At 72.2% G+C, this 19453-nt stretch carries 14 protein-coding genes; 11 read left to right on the top strand and 3 right to left on the bottom strand.

Annotated features, from left to right (window positions below):
• Positions 1–128 precede the first annotated feature (128 nt).
• Both ACIGG8_RS28780 and ACIGG8_RS28785 read left to right on the top strand, forming a co-directional pair.
• Positions 129–2768, top strand: coding sequence for a valine--tRNA ligase (locus ACIGG8_RS28780; protein WP_396551699.1), 2640 nt, complete (start codon positions 129–131; stop codon positions 2766–2768).
• Between the two features lie 319 nt (positions 2769–3087).
• The gene (locus ACIGG8_RS28785; RefSeq protein WP_350525655.1) at positions 3088–3612 is read left to right on the top strand and encodes a hypothetical protein; all 525 of its coding nucleotides are present in this window, start codon (positions 3088–3090) and stop codon (positions 3610–3612) included.
• 100 nt (positions 3613–3712) lie between these two features.
• On the opposite strand, the gene wecB is transcribed toward ACIGG8_RS28785, so the two are convergent.
• A complete protein-coding gene (wecB, locus tag ACIGG8_RS28790) occupies positions 3713–4867 on the bottom strand; it encodes a non-hydrolyzing UDP-N-acetylglucosamine 2-epimerase (protein WP_396551700.1) in 1155 nt (384 codons plus the stop codon).
• Between the two features lie 49 nt (positions 4868–4916).
• Positions 4917–6350 carry a glycosyltransferase family 2 protein gene (locus ACIGG8_RS28795; RefSeq protein WP_396551701.1) on the bottom strand — a complete coding sequence of 478 codons (1434 nt, stop codon included), beginning with the start codon at positions 6348–6350 and terminating at the stop codon, positions 4917–4919.
• 197 nt (positions 6351–6547) lie between these two features.
• Here ACIGG8_RS28795 and ACIGG8_RS28800 point away from each other — a divergent pair, with 197 nt between their 5' ends.
• The 8 genes from ACIGG8_RS28800 to rodA all read left to right on the top strand — a co-directional run bounded on the left by ACIGG8_RS28800 (position 6548) and on the right by rodA (position 15496).
• Positions 6548–7939, top strand: coding sequence for a folylpolyglutamate synthase/dihydrofolate synthase family protein (locus tag ACIGG8_RS28800; protein WP_350525652.1), 1392 nt, complete (start codon positions 6548–6550; stop codon positions 7937–7939).
• Positions 7940–7941: 2 nt separating this feature from the next.
• On the top strand, positions 7942–8295 hold the full coding sequence (locus tag ACIGG8_RS28805; protein ID WP_350525651.1) for a DUF4233 domain-containing protein: 354 nt from the start codon (positions 7942–7944) through the stop codon (positions 8293–8295).
• A 108-nt stretch (positions 8296–8403) separates the two neighbouring features.
• On the top strand, positions 8404–8817 hold the full coding sequence (gene ndk / locus ACIGG8_RS28810) for a nucleoside-diphosphate kinase (RefSeq protein ID WP_030058261.1): 414 nt from the start codon (positions 8404–8406) through the stop codon (positions 8815–8817).
• 321 nt (positions 8818–9138) lie between these two features.
• Positions 9139–10164, top strand: a complete 1026-nt coding sequence (locus tag ACIGG8_RS28815; protein ID WP_030256393.1) for a rod shape-determining protein — start codon at positions 9139–9141, stop codon at positions 10162–10164.
• A 97-nt stretch (positions 10165–10261) separates the two neighbouring features.
• Complete coding sequence (gene mreC / locus ACIGG8_RS28820) at positions 10262–11221, top strand: rod shape-determining protein MreC (protein ID WP_396551702.1); 960 nt, start codon at positions 10262–10264, stop codon at positions 11219–11221.
• 3 nt (positions 11222–11224) lie between these two features.
• Positions 11225–11863, top strand: a complete 639-nt coding sequence (gene mreD / locus ACIGG8_RS28825) for a rod shape-determining protein MreD (RefSeq protein WP_396551703.1) — start codon at positions 11225–11227, stop codon at positions 11861–11863.
• Between the two features lie 52 nt (positions 11864–11915).
• On the top strand, positions 11916–14300 hold the full coding sequence (gene mrdA, locus ACIGG8_RS28830) for a penicillin-binding protein 2 (protein ID WP_396551704.1): 2385 nt from the start codon (positions 11916–11918) through the stop codon (positions 14298–14300).
• Entirely contained in the window at positions 14297–15496 is a 1200-nt protein-coding gene (gene rodA / locus ACIGG8_RS28835) for a rod shape-determining protein RodA (RefSeq protein WP_396551705.1), read from the top strand. The genes mrdA and rodA overlap by 4 nt, the downstream gene beginning before the upstream one ends.
• 138 nt (positions 15497–15634) lie before the next feature.
• Here rodA and ACIGG8_RS28840 read toward each other — a convergent pair whose 3' ends face one another.
• Positions 15635–16936, bottom strand: a complete 1302-nt coding sequence (locus ACIGG8_RS28840) for a M14 family zinc carboxypeptidase (RefSeq protein ID WP_396551706.1) — start codon at positions 16934–16936, stop codon at positions 15635–15637.
• 491 nt (positions 16937–17427) lie between these two features.
• On the opposite strand from ACIGG8_RS28840, the gene ACIGG8_RS28845 reads away from it, so the two are divergent.
• The gene (locus tag ACIGG8_RS28845) at positions 17428–19356 is read left to right on the top strand and encodes a TIGR03960 family B12-binding radical SAM protein (RefSeq protein ID WP_396551707.1); all 1929 of its coding nucleotides are present in this window, start codon (positions 17428–17430) and stop codon (positions 19354–19356) included.
• Positions 19357–19453 lie beyond the last annotated feature (97 nt).

The following is a 19453-nucleotide window of genomic DNA, read 5'->3' on the forward strand; positions in this document are numbered from 1 at the left end:
CCGGTCAACCGGACGAGTGCCCGGGCACGCTACCGCACGGCGCCGGACACGGGCCCGTTCGGGCGTGGCGCGTCCGCGGACCGAAAGCGGTTCGTAACCCGCCCCCCCGGTTACGTAAACTGTGCGTCGTGACCGACACGACGAACCAGCACCCCGTGAGCACCTCCGCCGGGGACGAAGCAGCAACCCTCCCGACGACCTACACCCCCGCGGACGTAGAGGGCGAGCTGTACGAGCGCTGGGTGGAGCGTGGGTACTTCAGCGCCGACGCGAAGAGCGACAAGCCTCCGTTCACCATCGTCATCCCCCCGCCGAACGTCACCGGCAGCCTGCACCTGGGCCACGCCTTCGAGCACACGCTGATCGACGCCCTGGTCCGCCGCAAGCGCATGCAGGGCTACGAGGCCCTGTGGCAGCCCGGCATGGACCACGCCGGCATCGCCACCCAGAACGTGGTCGAGCGCGAGCTCGCCAAGGAGGGCAAGTCCCGCCACGACCTGGGCCGCGAGGCCTTCGTCGAGCGCGTCTGGAAGTGGAAGGCGGAGTCCGGCGGCCAGATCTCCGGCCAGATGCGGCGCCTGGGCGACGGCGTCGACTGGTCCCGTGAGCGCTTCACGATGGACGAGGGCCTGTCCCAGGCCGTCCAGACCATCTTCAAGAAGCTCTTCGACGACGAGCTGATCTACCGCGCCGAGCGCATCATCAACTGGTGCCCGCGCTGCCTGACGGCCATCTCCGACATCGAGGTGGAGTACCAGGACGACGACGGCGAGCTGGTCTCGATCCGCTACGGCGAGGGCGAGAACTCCATCGTCGTCGCCACCACGCGCGCCGAGACGATGCTGGGCGACACCGCGGTCGCCGTCCACCCGGAGGACGAGCGCTACAAGCACCTGGTCGGCACCGAGATCGAGCTGCCGCTGACCGGCCGCCGCATCCCGATCGTCGCCGACGCCCACGTCGACCCGGAGTTCGGCACCGGCGCCGTCAAGGTGACGCCCGCGCACGACCCGAACGACTTCGAGATCGGCCAGCGCCACGGCCTGCCGAACATCGCGGTCATGGACGAGCACGCCGTCATCACCGTGCACGGCCCGTTCCTCGGCCTGGACCGCCTGGAGGCCCGCTCGGCGATCGTCGCCGCGCTGCGCGCCGAGGGCCGGATCGTCGCCGAGAAGCGCCCGTACGTCCACTCGGTGGGCCACTGCTCGCGCTGCAAGACCACCATCGAGCCGCGGCTGTCCATGCAGTGGTGGGTCAAGGTCGGCCCGCTCGCCAAGGCCGCCGGCGACGCCGTCCGCGACGGCAAGGTCAAGATCCACCCGCAGGAGATGGAGAAGCGGTACTTCGACTGGGTCGACAACCTGCACGACTGGTGCATCTCGCGCCAGCTGTGGTGGGGCCACCGCATCCCGGTCTGGTACGGCCCCAACGGCGAGGTCGTCTGCGTCGGCCCCGACGAGCAGCCGCCGGCCGGCGAGGGCTGGCACCAGGACACCGACGTCCTGGACACCTGGTTCTCCTCCGGCCTCTGGCCGTTCTCCACGCTCGGCTGGCCGGAGCAGACCGAGAGCCTGGCGAAGTTCTACCCGAACTCCGTCCTGGTCACCGGCTACGACATCCTGTTCTTCTGGGTCGCCCGGATGATGATGTTCGGCCTCTACGCGATGGACGGCACCCCGCCGTTCCACACCATCGCGCTGCACGGCATGGTCCGTGACCAGAACGGCAAGAAGATGTCGAAGTCCTTCGGCAACGTCGTCAACCCGCTGGACTGGATGGACAAGTACGGCTCCGACGCGCTGCGCTTCACGCTGGCGCGCGGTGCCAACCCGGGCGTCGACGTGCCGATCGGCGAGGACTGGGTCCAGGCGGCCCGCAACTTCGCCAACAAGATCTGGAACGCCACCCGCTTCGCGCTGATGAACGGCGCCACCGTCGAGGGCCCGCTGCCCGCGCCGGAGGAGCTGACCGCGGCCGACCGCTGGATCCTGTCGCGCCTGAACAGCACCGTCGCCGAGGTGGACGGGCTGTACGAGGACTACCAGTTCTCCAAGCTCTCCGAGGCGCTGTACCACTTCGCCTGGGACGAGGTGTTCGACTGGTACGTCGAGCTCTCCAAGACCACCCTGGCCAAGGGCGGCCCGCAGGCCGACGCCGCGCGCCGGGTGCTCGGCGAGGTCCTGGACGTCACGCTGCGCCTGCTGCACCCGATCGTGCCGTTCGTCACCGAGACGCTGTGGACGACGCTGACCGGCGCCGAGTCGGTGGTCATCGCCGACTGGCCGAAGGACAGCGGCTTCCGCGACGCCGCGGCCGAGGCGGAGATCGCCACGCTGCAGCAGGTCGTCACCGAGGTCCGCCGCTTCCGCACGGACCAGGGCCTCAAGCCGGGCCAGCGCGTCCCGGCCGCCCTGGAGCTGGACGGCACCGCGCTGGCCGCCCACGAGGACGCGATCCGCTCGCTGCTTCGGCTGACCGCCCCCGAGGAGGGCTTCTCGGCCACCGCCTCGCTCCCGGTCGCCGGCGCCACCGTCTCGCTCGACCTCTCCGGCACCATCGACGTCGCGGCGGAGCGCAAGCGCCTCGCCAAGGACCTCGCGGCCGCCGAGAAGGAGAAGGCCCAGACCACCGCCAAGCTCGGCAACGAGGCGTTCCTCGCCAAGGCGCCGGACGAGGTGGTCGCCAAGATCAAGGGCCGCCAGGAGGCCGCCGAGGCGGACATCGCCCGGATCACCGCCCAGCTGGCGGCGCTGCCGCAGGGCTGAGCCCGTACCGCCCGCAAGGGGCCGCACTCCGCGACGCGCGGGGTGCGGCCCCTCGGCGTTTCGCGGGTTCCCCGCCCGGCGGCGCGTCGGGGGGCTTTCGTTACGCCTAATAGCGCAGCAACATTGCTCCCTTCCGGCGAATATTCATCCTGGACCGGGTGAGGTCCTATTCCGAGCGAATTGATTCCGGTCTTGCCCGCGCGCGTTCGCGGAAGTTTGCAGGTCGGATGTGTACGGTGTGCACGGAGTTTCCGAAGGCGTTTCTGCTGAGCGTTCCTGCGGGGTGTTCCCGATGGGGCGACGGACGGGAGGGCATGGCGTGGTGGTGACCGAGGAGTTGGCCGACGAACTGCCTGCCGAGGCGGTCGATGAGGCCAAGGCCAGGGCGGCGACCCTGTTGCTCGCCTTCCGGCACGGCAACCAGGTCGCGTTCGACCACGAGCTGGAAATGCTCTTCGCCGAGCACGCCGGGCGCGAGGTGACCACCCTGCTCGCCTGGATCGCCGCCGAGGCCGTCCGCAAGGCCTACGCCCCCGAGGTGGGCGACCGGGTGCTGCGGTCGATGGCCCGGCGCGCTCCGGCCGACACCGGCGCGGTCGCGGTGGACGAGGAGAGCGCCAACGCCGCCCGGCTGATCGAGGCGGTCGCGGCCGGCGAGGTGGCCGAGGTCCGCGGGCTGGTCGCCTCGACGGCCGACACCACCTTCCTGCTGGGCGGGCTGCTGCAGGGCGTGGCGATGATGCTGCCGCTGCTGCCCGAGGGCGAACTGGCCGAAATCACCGCCGAGTTGCGCCGCCGGCACGGCGGCGCCGCCCACGTGCCGGAGGCCCGGGCCGGGGTCTGACCTGCGGCGCGGCCGGGGCATCGCCGAGGCGCGCGGGAGCTGATGGTCGACAAGTCCCCTCCGGTGAAAGGGACTTGATCCGGTCGGGCCCGTCGGTGCCTCAGGCCGCCAGCAGCGGCGCCGCGGGCTCGGCGAAGTCGGCGGCCCCGGCGAGCGCGGCGGTCAGCGCGGCGATCCGGGCGGAGGCGAGGCCGTCGCCGTACGGGCTCGGGGTGGCCGCGAGCCGGGCGAGGCGCTCGGGGGTGTCGGAGAGCCAGGCGCGGGCCAGCTCGCCCAGCTCCTCGCCGGGCTGCACCAGTGCGGCGAAGCCGGCCGCGACCGCCTCCGGGCGCTCGGTGGAGCGGCGCACCACCAGCAGCGGCCGGCCGAGCACGGTGCACTCCTCCTGCACGCCGCCGGAATCGGAGACCAGCAGCGCCGCACGGCTCGCCAGTCCCAGGAAGTCGCCGTAGCCGACCGGGCCGGTGACGGCCAGCCGCTCCAGCAGGCCCTCCAGGCCGAAGCGCTCGACGGCGGCCCTGGTGCGCGGGTGCATCGGGAACAGCACCGGGGTGCCGGCCCGGGCGATCCGGTCCAGCTCGGCGAGCACGGCGCCGAGCGCCTCGGCGGTGTCGGTGTTCTCCGGGCGGTGCACGGTGGTCAGGACGTACCCGTCCGGGCGCATTCCGTGCGCGGCGAGCAGCGCGGCGCGGGCGGCGGCGTCCGGCAGCCGGCGGCGGACCACCTCGACGACGGTGTTGCCGGTGAGCTCGATCCGGTCCTCGGCCAGCGACTCGGCGCGCAGGTTGGCGACGTTGTCGTCGGTGGCGGCGCAGAGCAGGTCGGAGACGTGGTCGACCATCACCCGGTTGTGCTCCTCGGGCATCGCCCGGTCGAAGCTGCGCAGCCCGGCCTCGACGTGGACCAGCGGGATCTCCCGGGCGTTGGCGGCCAGCGCCCCGGCGAGGGTGGCGTTGGTGTCGCCCTGGACGACCACGGCGGCGGGGCGGTCCTCGGCGAAGGCGGCGTCCAGCTGGCCCAGGGACTGGGCGATCTGGCCGGCCCGGGGGCGGCCGCCGACGCCGGTGAGCAGCTCGGGCCGGGGCAGGCCCAGGTCGCGCAGGAAACGGCCGGACATCGCCTCGTCCCAGTGCTGGCCGGTGTGCACCAGCCGGGTGGCGTCGCCGAGTTCGTGGATCAGCGGGGCCAGCTTGACCAGTTCGGGGCGGGTCCCGAGGACGACGGCGACGCTGGACGGGGGCAGGCACGTGCTCATGCGGGGGCTCCGGTGGGGGAGTGGGGAGGAAGCGCGGGGGAGGGGCGGCTCAGGATTCGAGCGCGGTGGGGGCGCCGACGGCGACCTTCTCGGCGTTGCGGCGGGTCTTGGCCCAGCCGTTGCGGCCGAGCAGCAGCCGGACGGCGGCCCGGGCGGCGACCACGAAGAGGTGGTAGGCGTAGAGCCAGACCAGGACGCCCCAGAGGAGGCCGGTGAGCCGGCTGCGGTCGGGGTGGACGGCCTTGCGGTAGGCGAGGCCCCAGAACACCATCGGCAGCGTGGCGAGCACGAGGACCAGCAGCATCCACGGCCCGAACCTGAGCTGGAAGTCGGCGGTCTCGGCGGGGAATAGCACCAGCCCGGCGGCGGTGATCCCGAGCGAGAGCGGGAACAGCAGCACCAGCAGCACGCAGACCACGGGCTGCAGGAAGGTGTACATGACCTCGGCCTTGCCGGCCCGGGTGTAGTGCGGGGAGCGCAGGACCCGGCCGGTGTAGCGCAGGCACTGCATGTTGCCCTGGGCCCAGCGGGTGCGCTGGGTGAGGAAGCGGCGCGGCGAGACCAGGCCCTCCTGGGAGACCTGGGTCTCGGTGACGTGGGTGAGCCGCCAGCCGGCCAGGCGCAGGTCCAGGCCGGACTCGTAGTCCTCCAGCAGCGCGCGCTCGGGCCAGGGGCGTCCGGCGCGGCCCTCCTCGGCGGTCAGCGAGTCGAGGGCGGTGAGCCGGACGAACTGGCCGTTGCCGCCGAGGCCGACGCTGCCGGTGCGCCGGCGCAGCAGCTGCATGCCGGCGTTGTTGGCCTGGAACTCGACGTCCTGCATCCGCACCAGCGCGCGGGCGAGGGCGTTGGCGGTGCGGCCGCGCCCGGGCAGCGGGCGTTCGTCGTCGGCGTTGCGCATCCGGACGCCGATCTGGACGGCGCCGGTGTCGGGGCGGCCGAGGGCCTTGTCGTTGCAGACCTGGGCGAGGGTGCCCGGGTCGAGCTGCCCGTCGGCGTCGACCACGCCGATCACCACGCGGGAGCGGTCGGTGTCCTCGGGGAGCCAGGCGGAGATCTCCCGGTAGGCGGCGTTGAGGGCGGCGCCCTTGCCGATCCGGGCGTGCGGGCGGCGGCGCTGGACGAGGTGGACGCGGGGGTCGCGGGCGGCCGCGGCGAGCACCAGTTCGCGGGTGGCGTCCTCGCTGTCGTCGTCGATCACCCACAGGTGGGCTTCGGGCGCACCGGCCCGCAGGCCGTCCAGGGTCTGGGTGACCACGGCCTCCTCGTCGCGGCAGGGGATCACCAGGTGCCACCGGAAGGCGGCGGGGTCGCCGGGCTCGGCGGGCCGGTTGCGCAGGTACGCGTGGCGGGAGCCGGCCCAGTACACGAGGAAGCGTCCGAAGACGAGCACCATGTAGGCCACGAGGGCCAGGGAGATCAGTCCGGCGACCCAGACGACGGCGTCCTGGCGAAGCGTGATCCAGTCGTGCATGGCGTCGGGCATGGCGCAGTGCTCCTCGTGATCAAAGGCTGGCGGCTCCTATCGGCTGCGAATCGATGCTTCATTGCGGGTCGGATTCGCTAAATAGATAGTAAAGGGATCAAACTGGAAGTGACAGGCAAAGACTGGACAAAGTGGTCGTTCTCACCCCCGCCCTCACCCTGTGAGGAACCCCCGCCAGCGCTCCGTAGACTGTGGTCGTGAGCGACAAGGCCGACCCGAACCCGTACACCATCCGCCCCGCCGACGGCGGCACCGGCGACGCCCTGCGGGACGTCGAGGTGGAACTCTCCGAGCGCTGGCCGGAGAACAAACTGGAGCCCTCGCTCGACCGCATCGAGGCGCTGATGGACATCCTTGGCCAGCCCCAGCGGTCCTTCCCCTCCATCCACATCACCGGCACCAACGGCAAGACCTCCACCGCCCGGATGATCGAGCAGCTGCTCAACGCCTTCGAGCTGCGCACCGGCCGCTACACCAGCCCGCACGTGGAGTCCGTCACCGAGCGGATCAGCCTGGACGGCGCCCCGATCAGCCCCGAGCGCTTCGTCGAGGTCTACCGCGACATCGAGCCCTACGTGCGGATGGTCGACGCGGCGCAGCCGGTGCCGATGTCCTTCTTCGAGGTGCTGACCGGCATGGCGTACGCCGCCTTCGCCGACGCGCCGGTGGACGTCGCCGTGGTCGAGGTCGGCATGGGCGGCTCCTGGGACGCCACCAACGTCATCGACGCCTCCGTCGCCGTGATCACCCCGATCGGCCTCGACCACACCGACAAGCTCGGCGAGACCACCGGCGAGATCGCCGTCGAGAAGTCCGGGATCATCAAGTCCGGCGCCGTCGCCGTCGTCGCCCAGCAGCAGCTGGACGCCGCCCAGACCATCCTGCGCCACGCCGTCGAGGTCGACGCCACCGTCGCCCGCGAGGGCATGGAGTTCGGCGTGATCCGCCGCGAACTCGCCGTCGGCGGCCAGCTGGTGACGCTGCGCGGACTCGGCGGCGAGGAGTACGAGGACGTCTTCATCCCGCTCCACGGTGAGCACCAGGCGCACAACGCGGCGCTCGCACTGGCCGCGGTCGAGGCCTTCTTCGGCGTCGGCGGCGCCCGCGGCGGGCAGCTCGACGTCGACAAGATCCGCCAGGCCTTCTCCGGCGTCTCCTCGCCGGGCCGCCTGGAGGTCGTCCGCCGTAGCCCCACGATCGTCCTGGACGCCGCGCACAACCCGCACGGCGCCCGCGCCACCGTCGCCGCGCTCACCGAGTCCTTCGGCTTCACCCGGCTCGTCGGCGTGATCGGCACCTCCGGCGACAAGGACGTGGCCGGCGTGCTGGAGGCCTTCGAGCCGATCCTGGCCGAGGTCGTCATCACCCAGAACTCCACGCACCGCGCGATGGACGTCGACGAGCTCGCCGCCCTCGCCGTCGAGGTCTTCGGCGAGGACCGCGTCCAGGTCGAGCCCCGCCTCGACGACGCCATCGCCGCCGCCGTCACCCTCGCCGAGGAGGAGGGCGACCTCGGCGGCGCCGGGGTGCTGGTCACCGGTTCGGTCATCACGGTGGGCGAGGCCCGCCTGCTGCTCGGGAGGAAGTGAACATGAGGACGCTCTGCTCCTCGACACTGATCGGCGAAGCGCTGCTGATCATGTTCGCGGCCCTGGTCGCGATGCGGCTCACCGACGTCTCCAACGGGGAGATCTGGACGGTCAGCGGCATCGCGATGGCCCTGTGCATCGTGCTCTGCGGCATGATCAACCGCCCCGGCGCGGTGCAGATCGGCTGGGCGCTGCAGATCGGCCTGATCGCCAGCGGCTTCGTCCTGCCGACCATGTTCGGCCTCGGCGTCGTCTTCGCCGGCCTCTGGTGGTGCTCGGTGCACTACGGCCGCAAGGTGGACGACTTCAAGGCCGCCCGCGCCGCCGCCACCGAGGCCGCCGCCGTACAGGCCTGAGCGGCAGGACTGGCGCACCGACACGCCGTGTACGCAAGGTAACCTCTGCCGTGTCGGCCCCCGCGTCGACCCGACTGTCTGCCGAACCGATTCCCCAGGAGACGCACCGTGTCCCAGCGCACTCTCGTCCTGCTCAAGCCCGACGCCGTCCGCCGCGGCCTGGCGGGCGAGATCATCAGCCGCATCGAGCGCAAGGCCGGCTGGAAGCTCGCCGCCGTCGAGCTGCGCACCTTCGACCGGGCGACGCTGGAGCTGCACTACGCGGAGCACGTCGGCCGCCCGTTCTACGAGCCGCTGCTGGAGTTCATGACCTCCGGCCCGTCCATCGCGCTGATCGTCGAGGGCGAGGAGGTCGTGCCCGGCATCCGCATGCTGGCCGGCGCCACCAACCCGCTGGAGGCCGGGGCCGGCACCATCCGCGGCGACTACGCGACGATCACCCGCGAGAACCTGATCCACGCCTCCGACTCCCCGGAGTCCGCCGAGCGCGAGATCAAGATCTTCTTCCCGGCGCACGCCTGAGCCGGGCCGGGCGACACGCTCGGAGGACCTAGGGACTGCCCCGGTCGGGACCATTGGCCCGGCCGGGGCATTCTTATCGTGAAATAGGGAACTGGGGCTGCCGACACGTCGTCCCAATCCTCGGAGAAGCGATCACGCTCCGGACAATGGACGCTATGCCCCACCTCGACGTCCGTACCGCGCGGCGTGACTACGATGGACGCGACTCACGGGCCCGGTAAGGCAGCTCAGCTGGTCTCCGCCCAAGCGTGGGCGCACGCAGTCGTCCACCCACCATGAACTCCGAGCCCGGGAAGGCACCCACACCCCATGGCGAGCAACCTGTCGTTCATCGGCCGCGACTTGGCGATCGACCTCGGAACTGCCAACACGCTGGTGTACGTCAGGGGCAAGGGCATCGTCCTGAACGAGCCGTCGGTCGTCGCGGTGAACACCAACACCGGCGGCATCCTCGCCGTCGGCGCCGAGGCCAAGAAGATGATCGGCCGCACCCCCGGCAACATCGTCGCCATCCGCCCGCTCAAGGACGGCGTCATCGCCGACTTCGAGATCACCGAGCGGATGCTGCGGTACTTCATCCTCAAGATCCACCGCCGCCGCTACCTCGCCCGCCCGCGCGTCGTCGTCTGCGTGCCCTCCGGCATCACCGGCGTCGAGCGCCGCGCCGTCATCGAGGCCTCCTCGCAGGCCGGCGCCCGCCAGGTGCACATCATCGAGGAGCCCATGGCCGCCGCCATCGGCGCCGGCCTGCCCGTCCACGAGGCCACCGGCAACATGGTCGTCGACATCGGCGGCGGCACCACCGAGGTCGCGGTCATCTCCCTCGGCGGCATCGTCACCGCCCAGTCCATCCGGGTGGCCGGCGACGAACTCGACAACGCGATCGTCCAGCACATCAAGAAGGAGTACTCGCTCCTCCTCGGCGAGCGCAGCGCCGAGCAGATCAAGATGAGCATCGGCAGCGCCTTCGGCCTGGAGGGCGAGAAGGACGAGCACGCCGAGATCCGCGGCCGCGACCTCGTCAGCGGCCTGCCCAAGACCGTCGTCATCTCCGCCGCCGAGGTCCGCGAGGCCATCGACGAGCCGGTCAACTCGATCATCGACGCGGTCAAGACCACCCTCGACCAGTGCCCGCCCGAGCTGGCCGGCGACGTCATGGACCGCGGCATCGTGCTCACCGGCGGCGGCGCCCTGCTCCGCGGCCTCGACGAGCGACTGCGCCGCGAGACCGGCATGCCGATCCACATCGCCGAGAACCCGCTCGACTCCGTCGCGCTCGGTTCCGGCAAGTGCGTCGAGGAATTCGAGGCGCTCCAGCAGGTACTCGACGCTCAGCCGCGCCGTTAGCACCACGCACCACGACATCCGACACGACTGAACGGGCCGCCGCCCGGGCCCCACGGCCCCGGGCGGCCGCCAGGTACGAAGGGGCAGTACCAGCACCGTGAGGGACACACGAGAGAGCCGGCTGCTGCTCATCCTGCTGGTGGCCGTCGCCTTCGCGCTGATCACCGTCGACATCAAGGGCGGTGAGGACTCCCCGCTCGGCCCGGCCCGGCACGCGGCCGCCGGCGTCCTCGGCCCCGTCGAACGCGGCGCCGCCACCGTCGTCGACCCCGTCGCCGACACCGTCCGGGCCTTCCGGGACGCCGCCACCAACAGCGGCCGCACCGACCAGCTCGCCCGCGAGAACACCGAGCTGCGGCAGAAGCTCGCCTCCTCCGACATGGCCGCAGGGCGCACCAAGCAACTCGACGACCTGCTGCGCACCGCGGGCGCCGGCGGATACACCGTCAAGGCCGCCCAGGTCATCGCGATCGGCCCGGCCCAGGGCTTCTCCTGGACCATCACCATCGACGCCGGCAGCGACGACGGCCTCACCCGCGACATGACCGTGATCAACGGTCAGGGCCTGGTCGGCCGGATCACCACCGTCGGCCCGACCACCGCCACCGTGCTGCTCGCCTCCGACCCCGGCTTCTCGGCCGGCACCCGCCTGGAGGGCACCGGCGAGATCGGCTTCGCCTCCGGCGGCGGCGACAGCCCCATGAAGGTCTCCCTGCTCAACGGCAAGGCCCAGGTCAAGCCCGGCGACCGGCTGGTCACCTTCGGCTCGCAGAGCGGCCGCCCGTTCGTGCCCGGCGTCCCCATCGGCAAGGTCACCGAGGTCCAGGCCAACGCGGGCCAGCTCACCAAGACCGTCCTGGTCGAGCCCTTCGTCCAGTTCACCCGGCTGGACCTGGTCGGAGTCGTGGTCGTACCGCCGCGCGCCGACCCGCGCGACGCCGTGCTGCCGCCGGCCCCCGCCGCGGGACAGCCCCAGGCCCCCGCCGCGCCCGCCCCGGGCCAGGCCCCGGCCACCGCGCCCGCCGCCCCGCCCGCCAAGCCCAATGGGGGGAACTGAGCCATGCGCCTCGCCCGCATCCCCGTCTCCGTCGGCCTGATCCTCTTCGGCCTGATCCTCCAGGTCAGCGTCTTCGGCCGGCTCCAGCTCCCGGGAGCCACCCCGGACATACTGCTGCTCGTCGTGGTCGGCCTCGCCATGGTCTACGGACCCACCGGCGGCTGCCTCGTCGGCTTCACGGGCGGCCTCCTGGCCGACCTCGCGCCACCCTCCGACCACGCCATCGGCCGCTACGCACTGGTGCTCTGCCTGATGGGCTACGCCGCCGGACTGCTGCGCCCCGAGCACGGCCGCCAGCGCTCCGTCTCCAGCGCGCTCCTGGTGGTGGGCGCCGCCGCGGTCGCCTCCACGCTGCTGTACGCCCTGGTCGGCGCCCTGGTCGGCGACACCGCCGCCCGGCACGTCGGCCTCGGCGGCCTGGTGATCAGCGCCCTGCTGTACGACCTGCTGCTGGCGCCGTTCGTGGTGCCGCTGGTGATGCTGCTCGGCCGCCGCTTCGGGCGCGACCCGGTGGCCGCCGCCGACGACGACCAGGGCGGCCCGGGCATGGGCACGCTGGCCCGCTACCGCACCACCCGCGAGGTCTCCTCCGGCCCCTCCTACAAGAAGCGGCGCGTACCCGGCTTCGCCCGCCGCCCGTAACCGGTCCGGCCCCGACCTCCCGACCTCCCCCGCATCCTGGAGCGCACGAGACGTGAGCAACATCCCCGAGACCGGCCGCACCCGGCGGGTGACGATCCGTCTGGTGGTGCTGCAGATCCTGGTGCTGTCGCTGCTCGCCACCCTCGGCGGGCGGCTGTGGTACCTGCAGATCCGCAACGCCAAGGAGTACACCGCCAAGGCGACCGGCAACCACATCCGCGAGGTGGTCGAACCGGCCGTCCGCGGCGAGATCCTGGACGCCTCCGGGCGGGTGCTGGCCGGCAACGAGACCCGGCTGGTGGTCTCGGTCAGCCGCACCTCCCTGCTGCAGCAGAAGGACGGCGGCAAGGGGGTGCTGTCCCGGCTGGCCGAGGTCCTGGGGATGCCCGCCAAGGACGTGCAGGAGAAGGTCCGGCTCTGCGACGCCAAGACCCCGCAGCCCTGCTGGAACGGCTCGCCCTACCAGCCGATCCCGGTCACCAAGGAAGCGACCACCCAGCAGGCGATGCAGATAATGGAGCGCCGCGAGGACTTCCCCGGGATCACCGCGCAGCCCACCGCCGTGCGCCGCTACACCGGCGCCGAGGGCGCCAACATGGCCCAGGTGCTCGGCTACCTCTCGCCGGTCACCGACGAGGAGGTCAGCAAGACCGCCGACAAGAGCGGCCTGGACCGCTACCTGCCGGCCGACCAGATCGGCCGGGCCGGCCTGGAGTCGGTGTACGACCGCGACCTGCGCGGCACCGCCGGCATCACCAAGCTGGAGGTGGACAACCTCGGCCGGGTGATCGGCACCGCCGGCGCCGTCGCCCCGAAGACCGGCGACAACCTGGTCACCAGCATCGACGCCCGGGTGCAGAAGGTCGTCGAGGACAACCTGGCCCAGGCCATGTCGGACGCCCGGAACACCTTCGACAAGGTCACCAACCGCAACTACGAGGCCGACTCCGGCGCCGCCGTCGTGATGGACGTGCACACCGGCCGGATCATCGCCATGGCGAGCGCCCCGACCTACGACCCGAACCTCTGGGTGGGCGGCATCAGCGGCAAGGACTACCAGTCGCTGACCAGCAAGGACTCCAACTTCCCGCTGCTGAACCGCGCCATACAGGGTCAGTCCGCCCCCGGTTCGACCTTCAAGGTCATCTCCACCACCGCCGCCGTGCAGGCCGGCTACCCGCTGGACGGCACCTACCCGTGCCCGAAGAGCATGACCATCGGCGGCCGCGAGTTCAAGAACTTCGAGAGCGAGAGCTTCGGCTCCATCACCCTGGAGAAGGCGCTCGAAGTCTCCTGCGACACCGTCTTCTACGGCCTGGCGAACGACCAGTGGCTGAAGGACGGCGGCATCAAGCCGAAGAAGGACCCGGCCGACTGGTTCTTCAAGACCGCCCACGAGTTCGGCCTCGGCGCCAAGACCGGCATCGACCTGCCGGCCGAGGTGACCGGCCGCGTCCCGGACCGGCAGTGGAAGCAGTCCTTCTTCGACAACAACAAGGACGCCTGGTGCGCCCAGGCGAAGAAGGGCGGCAACAGCTTCTCCGACCAGATCGCCAAGGAGAACTGCGTCGACGGCTACCAGATGCGCGCCGGTGACGCCGTCAACTTCGCGATCGGCCAGGGCGACACGCTCGTCACCCCGGTCCAGATGGCCCGGATCTACTCGGCGCTGGCCAACGGCGGCACGTTCTACCGGCCGACCATCGCCAAGGCGGTGATAAGCCCGGGCGGGGAGCTCGTGCGCGAGATCGCCCCGCAGGCGGACGCCAAGTTCCCCGGCGACCAGAAGCTGCTCAGCTACATCGACCAGGCCACCGCCGGCGTCATCACCAGCGGCACCGCCGCCTGGAAGTTCGCCGGGGCGGGCTGGCCGCAGGACAAGATCGCGCTGCACGCCAAGACCGGCACCGCCGAAGTCGAGGGCAAGCAGACCACCTCCTGGCTGACCACGTACAGCAAGGACTACGCGATCGTCATGACGATAAGCCAGGGCGGCACCGGCTCCGGCGGCTCCGGCGACGCCGTCCGCCGGATCTACCAGGCGCTGTACGGCGTGGACGACAAGGGCAACGTCGACAACGGCAAGGCGCTGCTGACCGCGCCGCAGGCCGAGCTGCCGAAGTTCAACCCGGACGGCACCGCGATCATCAAGCCGGCCGCCTTCACCGCCGGTACGACCCCGGCCGTCGGCGCCCCGGTCGGCCCGGTCACCGTGCCCGCCGGGGCCACCGTGCCCGCCGCGTCGGCCTCCGCGCCGGTCCCGGCCTCCGCCACGGCCTCCGCGCCGCTGCCGACGCTGCTCGACCCGGCGCAGGCCGACCCGGCCCCGGCGGCGGCCTACCTCGACCAGGCACCGCCGACCGACCGCCCGGCGTCGTACACCGCGGCCGACGCCGCGCTCGAACCCGGCCGCGGCCCGGGAAGGGGACGGGCATGACCTCCTACGGCTCCTACCGGCAGCTGCGGCTCGCCCCGCAGCGCAACGGGGTCTCCAAGGCCCTCGCCAAGGACTCCACGCTCTGGCGGCTGGACTGGATACTGCTGCTGGCCGCGCTGGCCCTCTCGGCCGGCAGCTCGCTGCTGGTCTGGTCGGCCACCCGCGGACGCGACTCGCTCACCCACGGGGACCCGCAGTACTTCCTGTACCGGCACCTGACGAACTTCGTGGTCGGCCTGGTGCTGTGCTCCGTGGTGATAGCGATAGGGAGTCGCCGCTTCCGCACCATCGTGCCGTTCCTGTACGTCGGCGTGCTCATGCTGCTGCTGGCGACGCTCAGCCCGCTGGGCTCGACCATCAACGGCGCGCACTCGTGGATCCAGCTCGGCGGCGGCTTCTCCATCCAGCCCGCCGAGTTCGCGAAGCTCGCGATCGTCCTGGCGATGGCGGTCGTGCTGTCGGACCAGGTGGACGCGGGGGAGCGGGAGTTCCCCTCGCACCGGGCCGTGTTCCGCGGCCTGCTCTGGGCCGGGGTGCCGATGGGCATAGTGCTGCTGATGCCGGACGCCGGCTCGGTGATGGTGATGGCCGCGATCGTGCTGGGCATCCTGCTCGGCTCCGGGGCGGCGAACCGCTGGGTCCTCGGACTGCTGGTGGCGGGCGCCGCCGGGTGCGTGGCGATCTGGAAGTTCGGGCTGCTGAGCAAGTACCAGATCGACCGCTTCGCCGCCTTCGCCAACCCGCAGCTGGACCCGAACGGCGTCGGCTACAACACCGCGCAGGCCCGGATCGCGATCGGCTCGGGCGGCCTGACCGGCAAGGGCCTGTTCCACGGGACGCAGACCACCGGGCAGTTCGTGCCGGAGCAGCAGACCGACTTCGTGTTCACCGTCGCCGGTGAGGAGCTGGGCTTCGTCGGCGCGCTGGCGATCATCCTGCTGGTCGGCGTGGTGCTGTGGCGGGCCTGCCGGATCGCCCGGCAGGCGACCGACCTGTACGGCACGATCGTGGCGGCGGGGATCATCGCCTGGCTGGCCTTCCAGGCCTTCGAGAACATAGGGATGTGCCTGGGCATCATGCCGGTCGCGGGCATCCCGCTGCCGTTCGTCTCGTACGGCGGGTCCTCGATGTTCGCGAACTGGATGGCCGTCGGGCTGCTCCAGGCGATTCGCAGCCAACGGCCGATAGCGGCCTGAGCGGGTGCACGGCGGGGCCGGTCCGGGGACTCCCGGGCCGGCCCTTCGTCTTGCCCTTCGTCTGCCCGCGCGGCGCTCGGCGGCGGCCGGCGGCGATCGGGGCGGCCGTGAGGGCGGCCGACGGCGGTCGGCGGCGCGTCAGGGCGTCTGGAGCAGGCAGTCGGCGGCCGTGAGGACGGCCCGCGACTGGTGCGCCAGCTGCTCCTGCACCGGCACCCAGCGGGCGCCGAAGCGGTGGCGCAGCCGGTCCAGGCTGTCGGCGACCACGGCGCGGGCACGCTCGCGGGCCGCCTCCGCGCCCGGGCCCCGGGCGTCCGCCAGCAGGCGCAGCAGGATCGACCCCGCCCGCAACGGCAGCCGGGCCGCCACCAGCCCGGCGGTCGTCACCCGCGAGCAGGAGAGCGGCTCGGGACGCCAGCGCTCCAGCCACTCCTGTGCCACCCGCGGTGCCACCGCCAGGCTGAACTCGGCGGTGCGCAGCAACGGGCCGTACGCCTCGTGGCCGTGTGCGGGGACGCGGGCGAGCAGGGCGGTGAGCTCCTCGGCGCGCGCGGTGAGGTCGCGGGCGGCGGAGGCGAGGGCCTGCGGCCCGGCCGGGTGGGGGCGGGCGTCACCGACCGCGTCCACGGCCCACATCGGGACCTCCAGGACGGCGGTGACGGCGCCGAGCCGGGCGGCGTAGGCCCAGGTGGACAGCTCGGGCTCGTCCGGCAGCGCCCGGGAGACCCCGGCGCTGTCCGGGGCCGGCATCAGGTAGGTGCCGGGGGCGGGGCTGGCCCAGCCGATCGCGTCGTAGGAGTCCACGTCGAGCGGGAGGCCGGCCCGTTCGGCGGAGCGGGCGAAGCGCTCGGACAGTCCGGGCACCGGGCCGGTGAGCTGGACGAAGGCGCCGCCGAAGTCCACCCCGTGCAGCGAGCACTGCAGGAACGGGCGCAGCTCGTCGATGAGGTCGGTAAGCGCCAGGCTCTCCGGCATCGGCGGGCGGCCCGTGCCGGGGGCGGGCAGCAGTTCGGGCTGCTCCTCGAAGGCCGGGCGGAAGAAGTGCTCGTAGTGGCGGCGCATGGTGAGCGGGCCGTCCAGCCAGCCGGCGTTGAGCGCGGCGCCGTCCGGGTCGAGGCAGAGCAGCAGGTGCCAGGAGAGGCCGGGGCGGGCGGGGCGGTCCAGCAGCAGCTCGGCCAGCCGGACCGCCCCGGCGGTGCCGACCGGCTCGTTGGGGTGCGGGCCGCCGACCACGAGGACGGCGCGCGGGCCGCGGTCGACCGAGAGCAGCAGCAGCGGTCGCCCGGCCCGGGAGCGGCCCACCTCGCGCAGCCGGCAGCGGTCCGGGTGGCGCAGGGCGAGCCGCCGGGCGGCGCACTCGGCCTGGGCCGGCGTGGGGTAGCGGGCCGGCCGGGCGTCGAGGGTCCGGAGGGGGCGGATCCGCCGACCGGTGTCGGTCATGGTTCTCCTTGCGCCGGTCGCACGGCTCGCACGGCCGCCGGAGCGCGGGAACGCCGGTGCGCCGCCGCGCACGGGGTGCGGGCGGGGGACGGGGCACCGCGGGCCGGGGACGGCGGCCGGGCGGACACGGGACGGGCCTGGTGAGGGTGGACTGGGCCGTGTGCGGGGGGAGGGAGAGGGCAGCGCCGGGGGAACTCCGACGAGGGCCGAGCGTACGACCCAACTCCCTTGTCCGGAAGGGGCACAGGGCTTCTTGGCGGAGCCCTGTCAGTACCGCACGGGCCGTCCGGGCGTGTCAACGGCGGACGGTACCGGGCGGCGGGCGCGCACTGCGCGTGCCGGGGCGGGCGCCCAAAGGCCGGGTCGCGCCGGAGCGCGGAGGGCCCGTGCTCCGGGGCAGACGGCCCGATCCCCGGATTGGGCTACCCTTGAGGGTCACCCCTCCCGTGCCGACTCGCGGCACCGAATCACGTCGTAAGGGTTCCTAGTACATGACTGTCGAATCGGTCTTCCCACGCCTGGAGGCCCTCCTCCCGCACGTCCAGAAGCCGATCCAGTACGTCGGCGGCGAGCTCAACTCGACCGTCAAGGACTGGGACGCCTGCGACGTCCGCTGGGCGCTGATGTACCCCGACGCCTACGAGGTCGGGCTGCCCAACCAGGGCGTCATGATCCTCTACGAGGTGCTGAACGAGCGCGAGGGCGTGCTCGCCGAGCGCACCTACAGCGTCTGGCCGGACCTCGAAGCGCTGATGCGCGAGCACGACGTCCCGCAGTTCACCGTGGACGCCCACCGCCCGGTGAAGGCCTTCGACGTGTTCGGCCTGTCGTTCTCCACCGAGCTCGGCTACACGAACATGCTCACCGCGCTCGACCTGGCCGGCATCCCGCTGGAGGCCAAGGACCGCACCGACGAGGACCCGATCGTCCTGGCCGGCGGCCACGCGGCCTTCAACCCGGAGCCGATCGCGGACTTCCTGGACGCGGCGGTGGTCGGTGACGGCGAGCAGGCCGTGCTCGACATCACCGAGATCATCCGCGCCTGGAAGGCCGAGGGCCGCCCGGGCGGGCGCGACGAGGTGCTGCTGCGACTGGCCCGCACCGGCGGCGTGTACGTCCCCAGGTTCTACGACGTGGAGTACCTGGCCGACGGCCGGATCGGCCGCGTCGTGCCGAACGCCCCGGGCGTGCCGTGGCGGGTGTCCAAGCACACCGTGATGGACCTGGACGAGTGGCCGTACCCGAAGCAGCCGCTGGTCCCGCTCGCGGAGACGGTGCACGAGCGGATGTCCGTGGAGATCTTCCGCGGCTGCACCCGCGGCTGCCGCTTCTGCCAGGCCGGCATGATCACGCGCCCCGTGCGGGAGCGAAGCATCACCGGCATCGGCGAGATGGTCGAGCGCGGGCTGAAGGCGACCGGCTTCGAGGAGGTCGGCCTGCTGTCGCTGTCCAGCGCCGACCACACCGAGATCGGTGACATCGCCAAGGGCCTGGCGGACCGCTACACCGAGGACAAGATCGGCCTGTCGCTGCCGTCCACCCGCGTCGACGCCTTCAACATCGACCTCGCCAACGAGCTGTCCCGCAACGGGCGCCGCTCGGGCCTCACCTTCGCCCCCGAGGGCGGCAGCGAGCGCATGCGCAAGGTGATCAACAAGATGGTGTCGGAGGAGGACCTGATCCGCACCGTCGCCACCGCGTACGGCAACGGCTGGCGCCAGGTGAAGCTGTACTTCATGTGCGGCCTGCCGACCGAGACCGACGAGGACGTGCTCCAGATCGGCGAGATGGCGAAGAACGTCATCCAGAAGGGCCGCGAGGTCACCGGCCAGAACGACATCCGCTGCACCGTCTCCATCGGCGGGTTCGTGCCCAAGCCGCACACCCCGTTCCAGTGGGCCCCGCAGCTGTCCGCCGAGGCCACCGACGCCCGTCTGGCCAAGCTGCGCGACTCGATCCGCGGCGACCGCAAGTACGGCAAGAACATCGGCTACCGCTACCACGACGGCAAGCCGGGCATCATCGAGGGCCTGCTCTCCCGCGGTGACCGCCGGGTCGGCGCGGTCATCCGCGCGGTCTACGACGACGGCGGCCGCTTCGACGGCTGGCGCGAGTACTTCTCGTACGACCGCTGGATGGCGTGCGCCGAGAAGGGCCTGGCCGGCACCGGCGTCGACGTCGACTGGTACACCACCCGCGAGCGCACCTACGAGGAGGTGCTGCCCTGGGACCACCTGGACAGCGGCCTCGACAAGGACTGGCTCTGGGAGGACTGGCAGGACGCGCTGGAGGAGGTCGAGGTCGACGACTGCCGCTGGACGCCGTGCTTCGACTGCGGCGTGTGCCCCCAGATGGACACCCACATCCAGATCGGCCCCACCGGCAAGAAGATGCTGCCGCTGACGGTCGTCAACAAGTAGCCGTCGGTCGGCGGCGGCGACGTCGGCGAGTGACGGTCCCCACACCCCCGGGCCCCCGGTCGGAACATTCCGGCCGGGGGTCTGCGGTGTGCGGCTG

Origin of the sequence: Kitasatospora sp. NPDC085464, assembly GCF_044541955.1 — a bacterium.
Taxonomy (GTDB): domain Bacteria; phylum Actinomycetota; class Actinomycetes; order Streptomycetales; family Streptomycetaceae; genus Kitasatospora.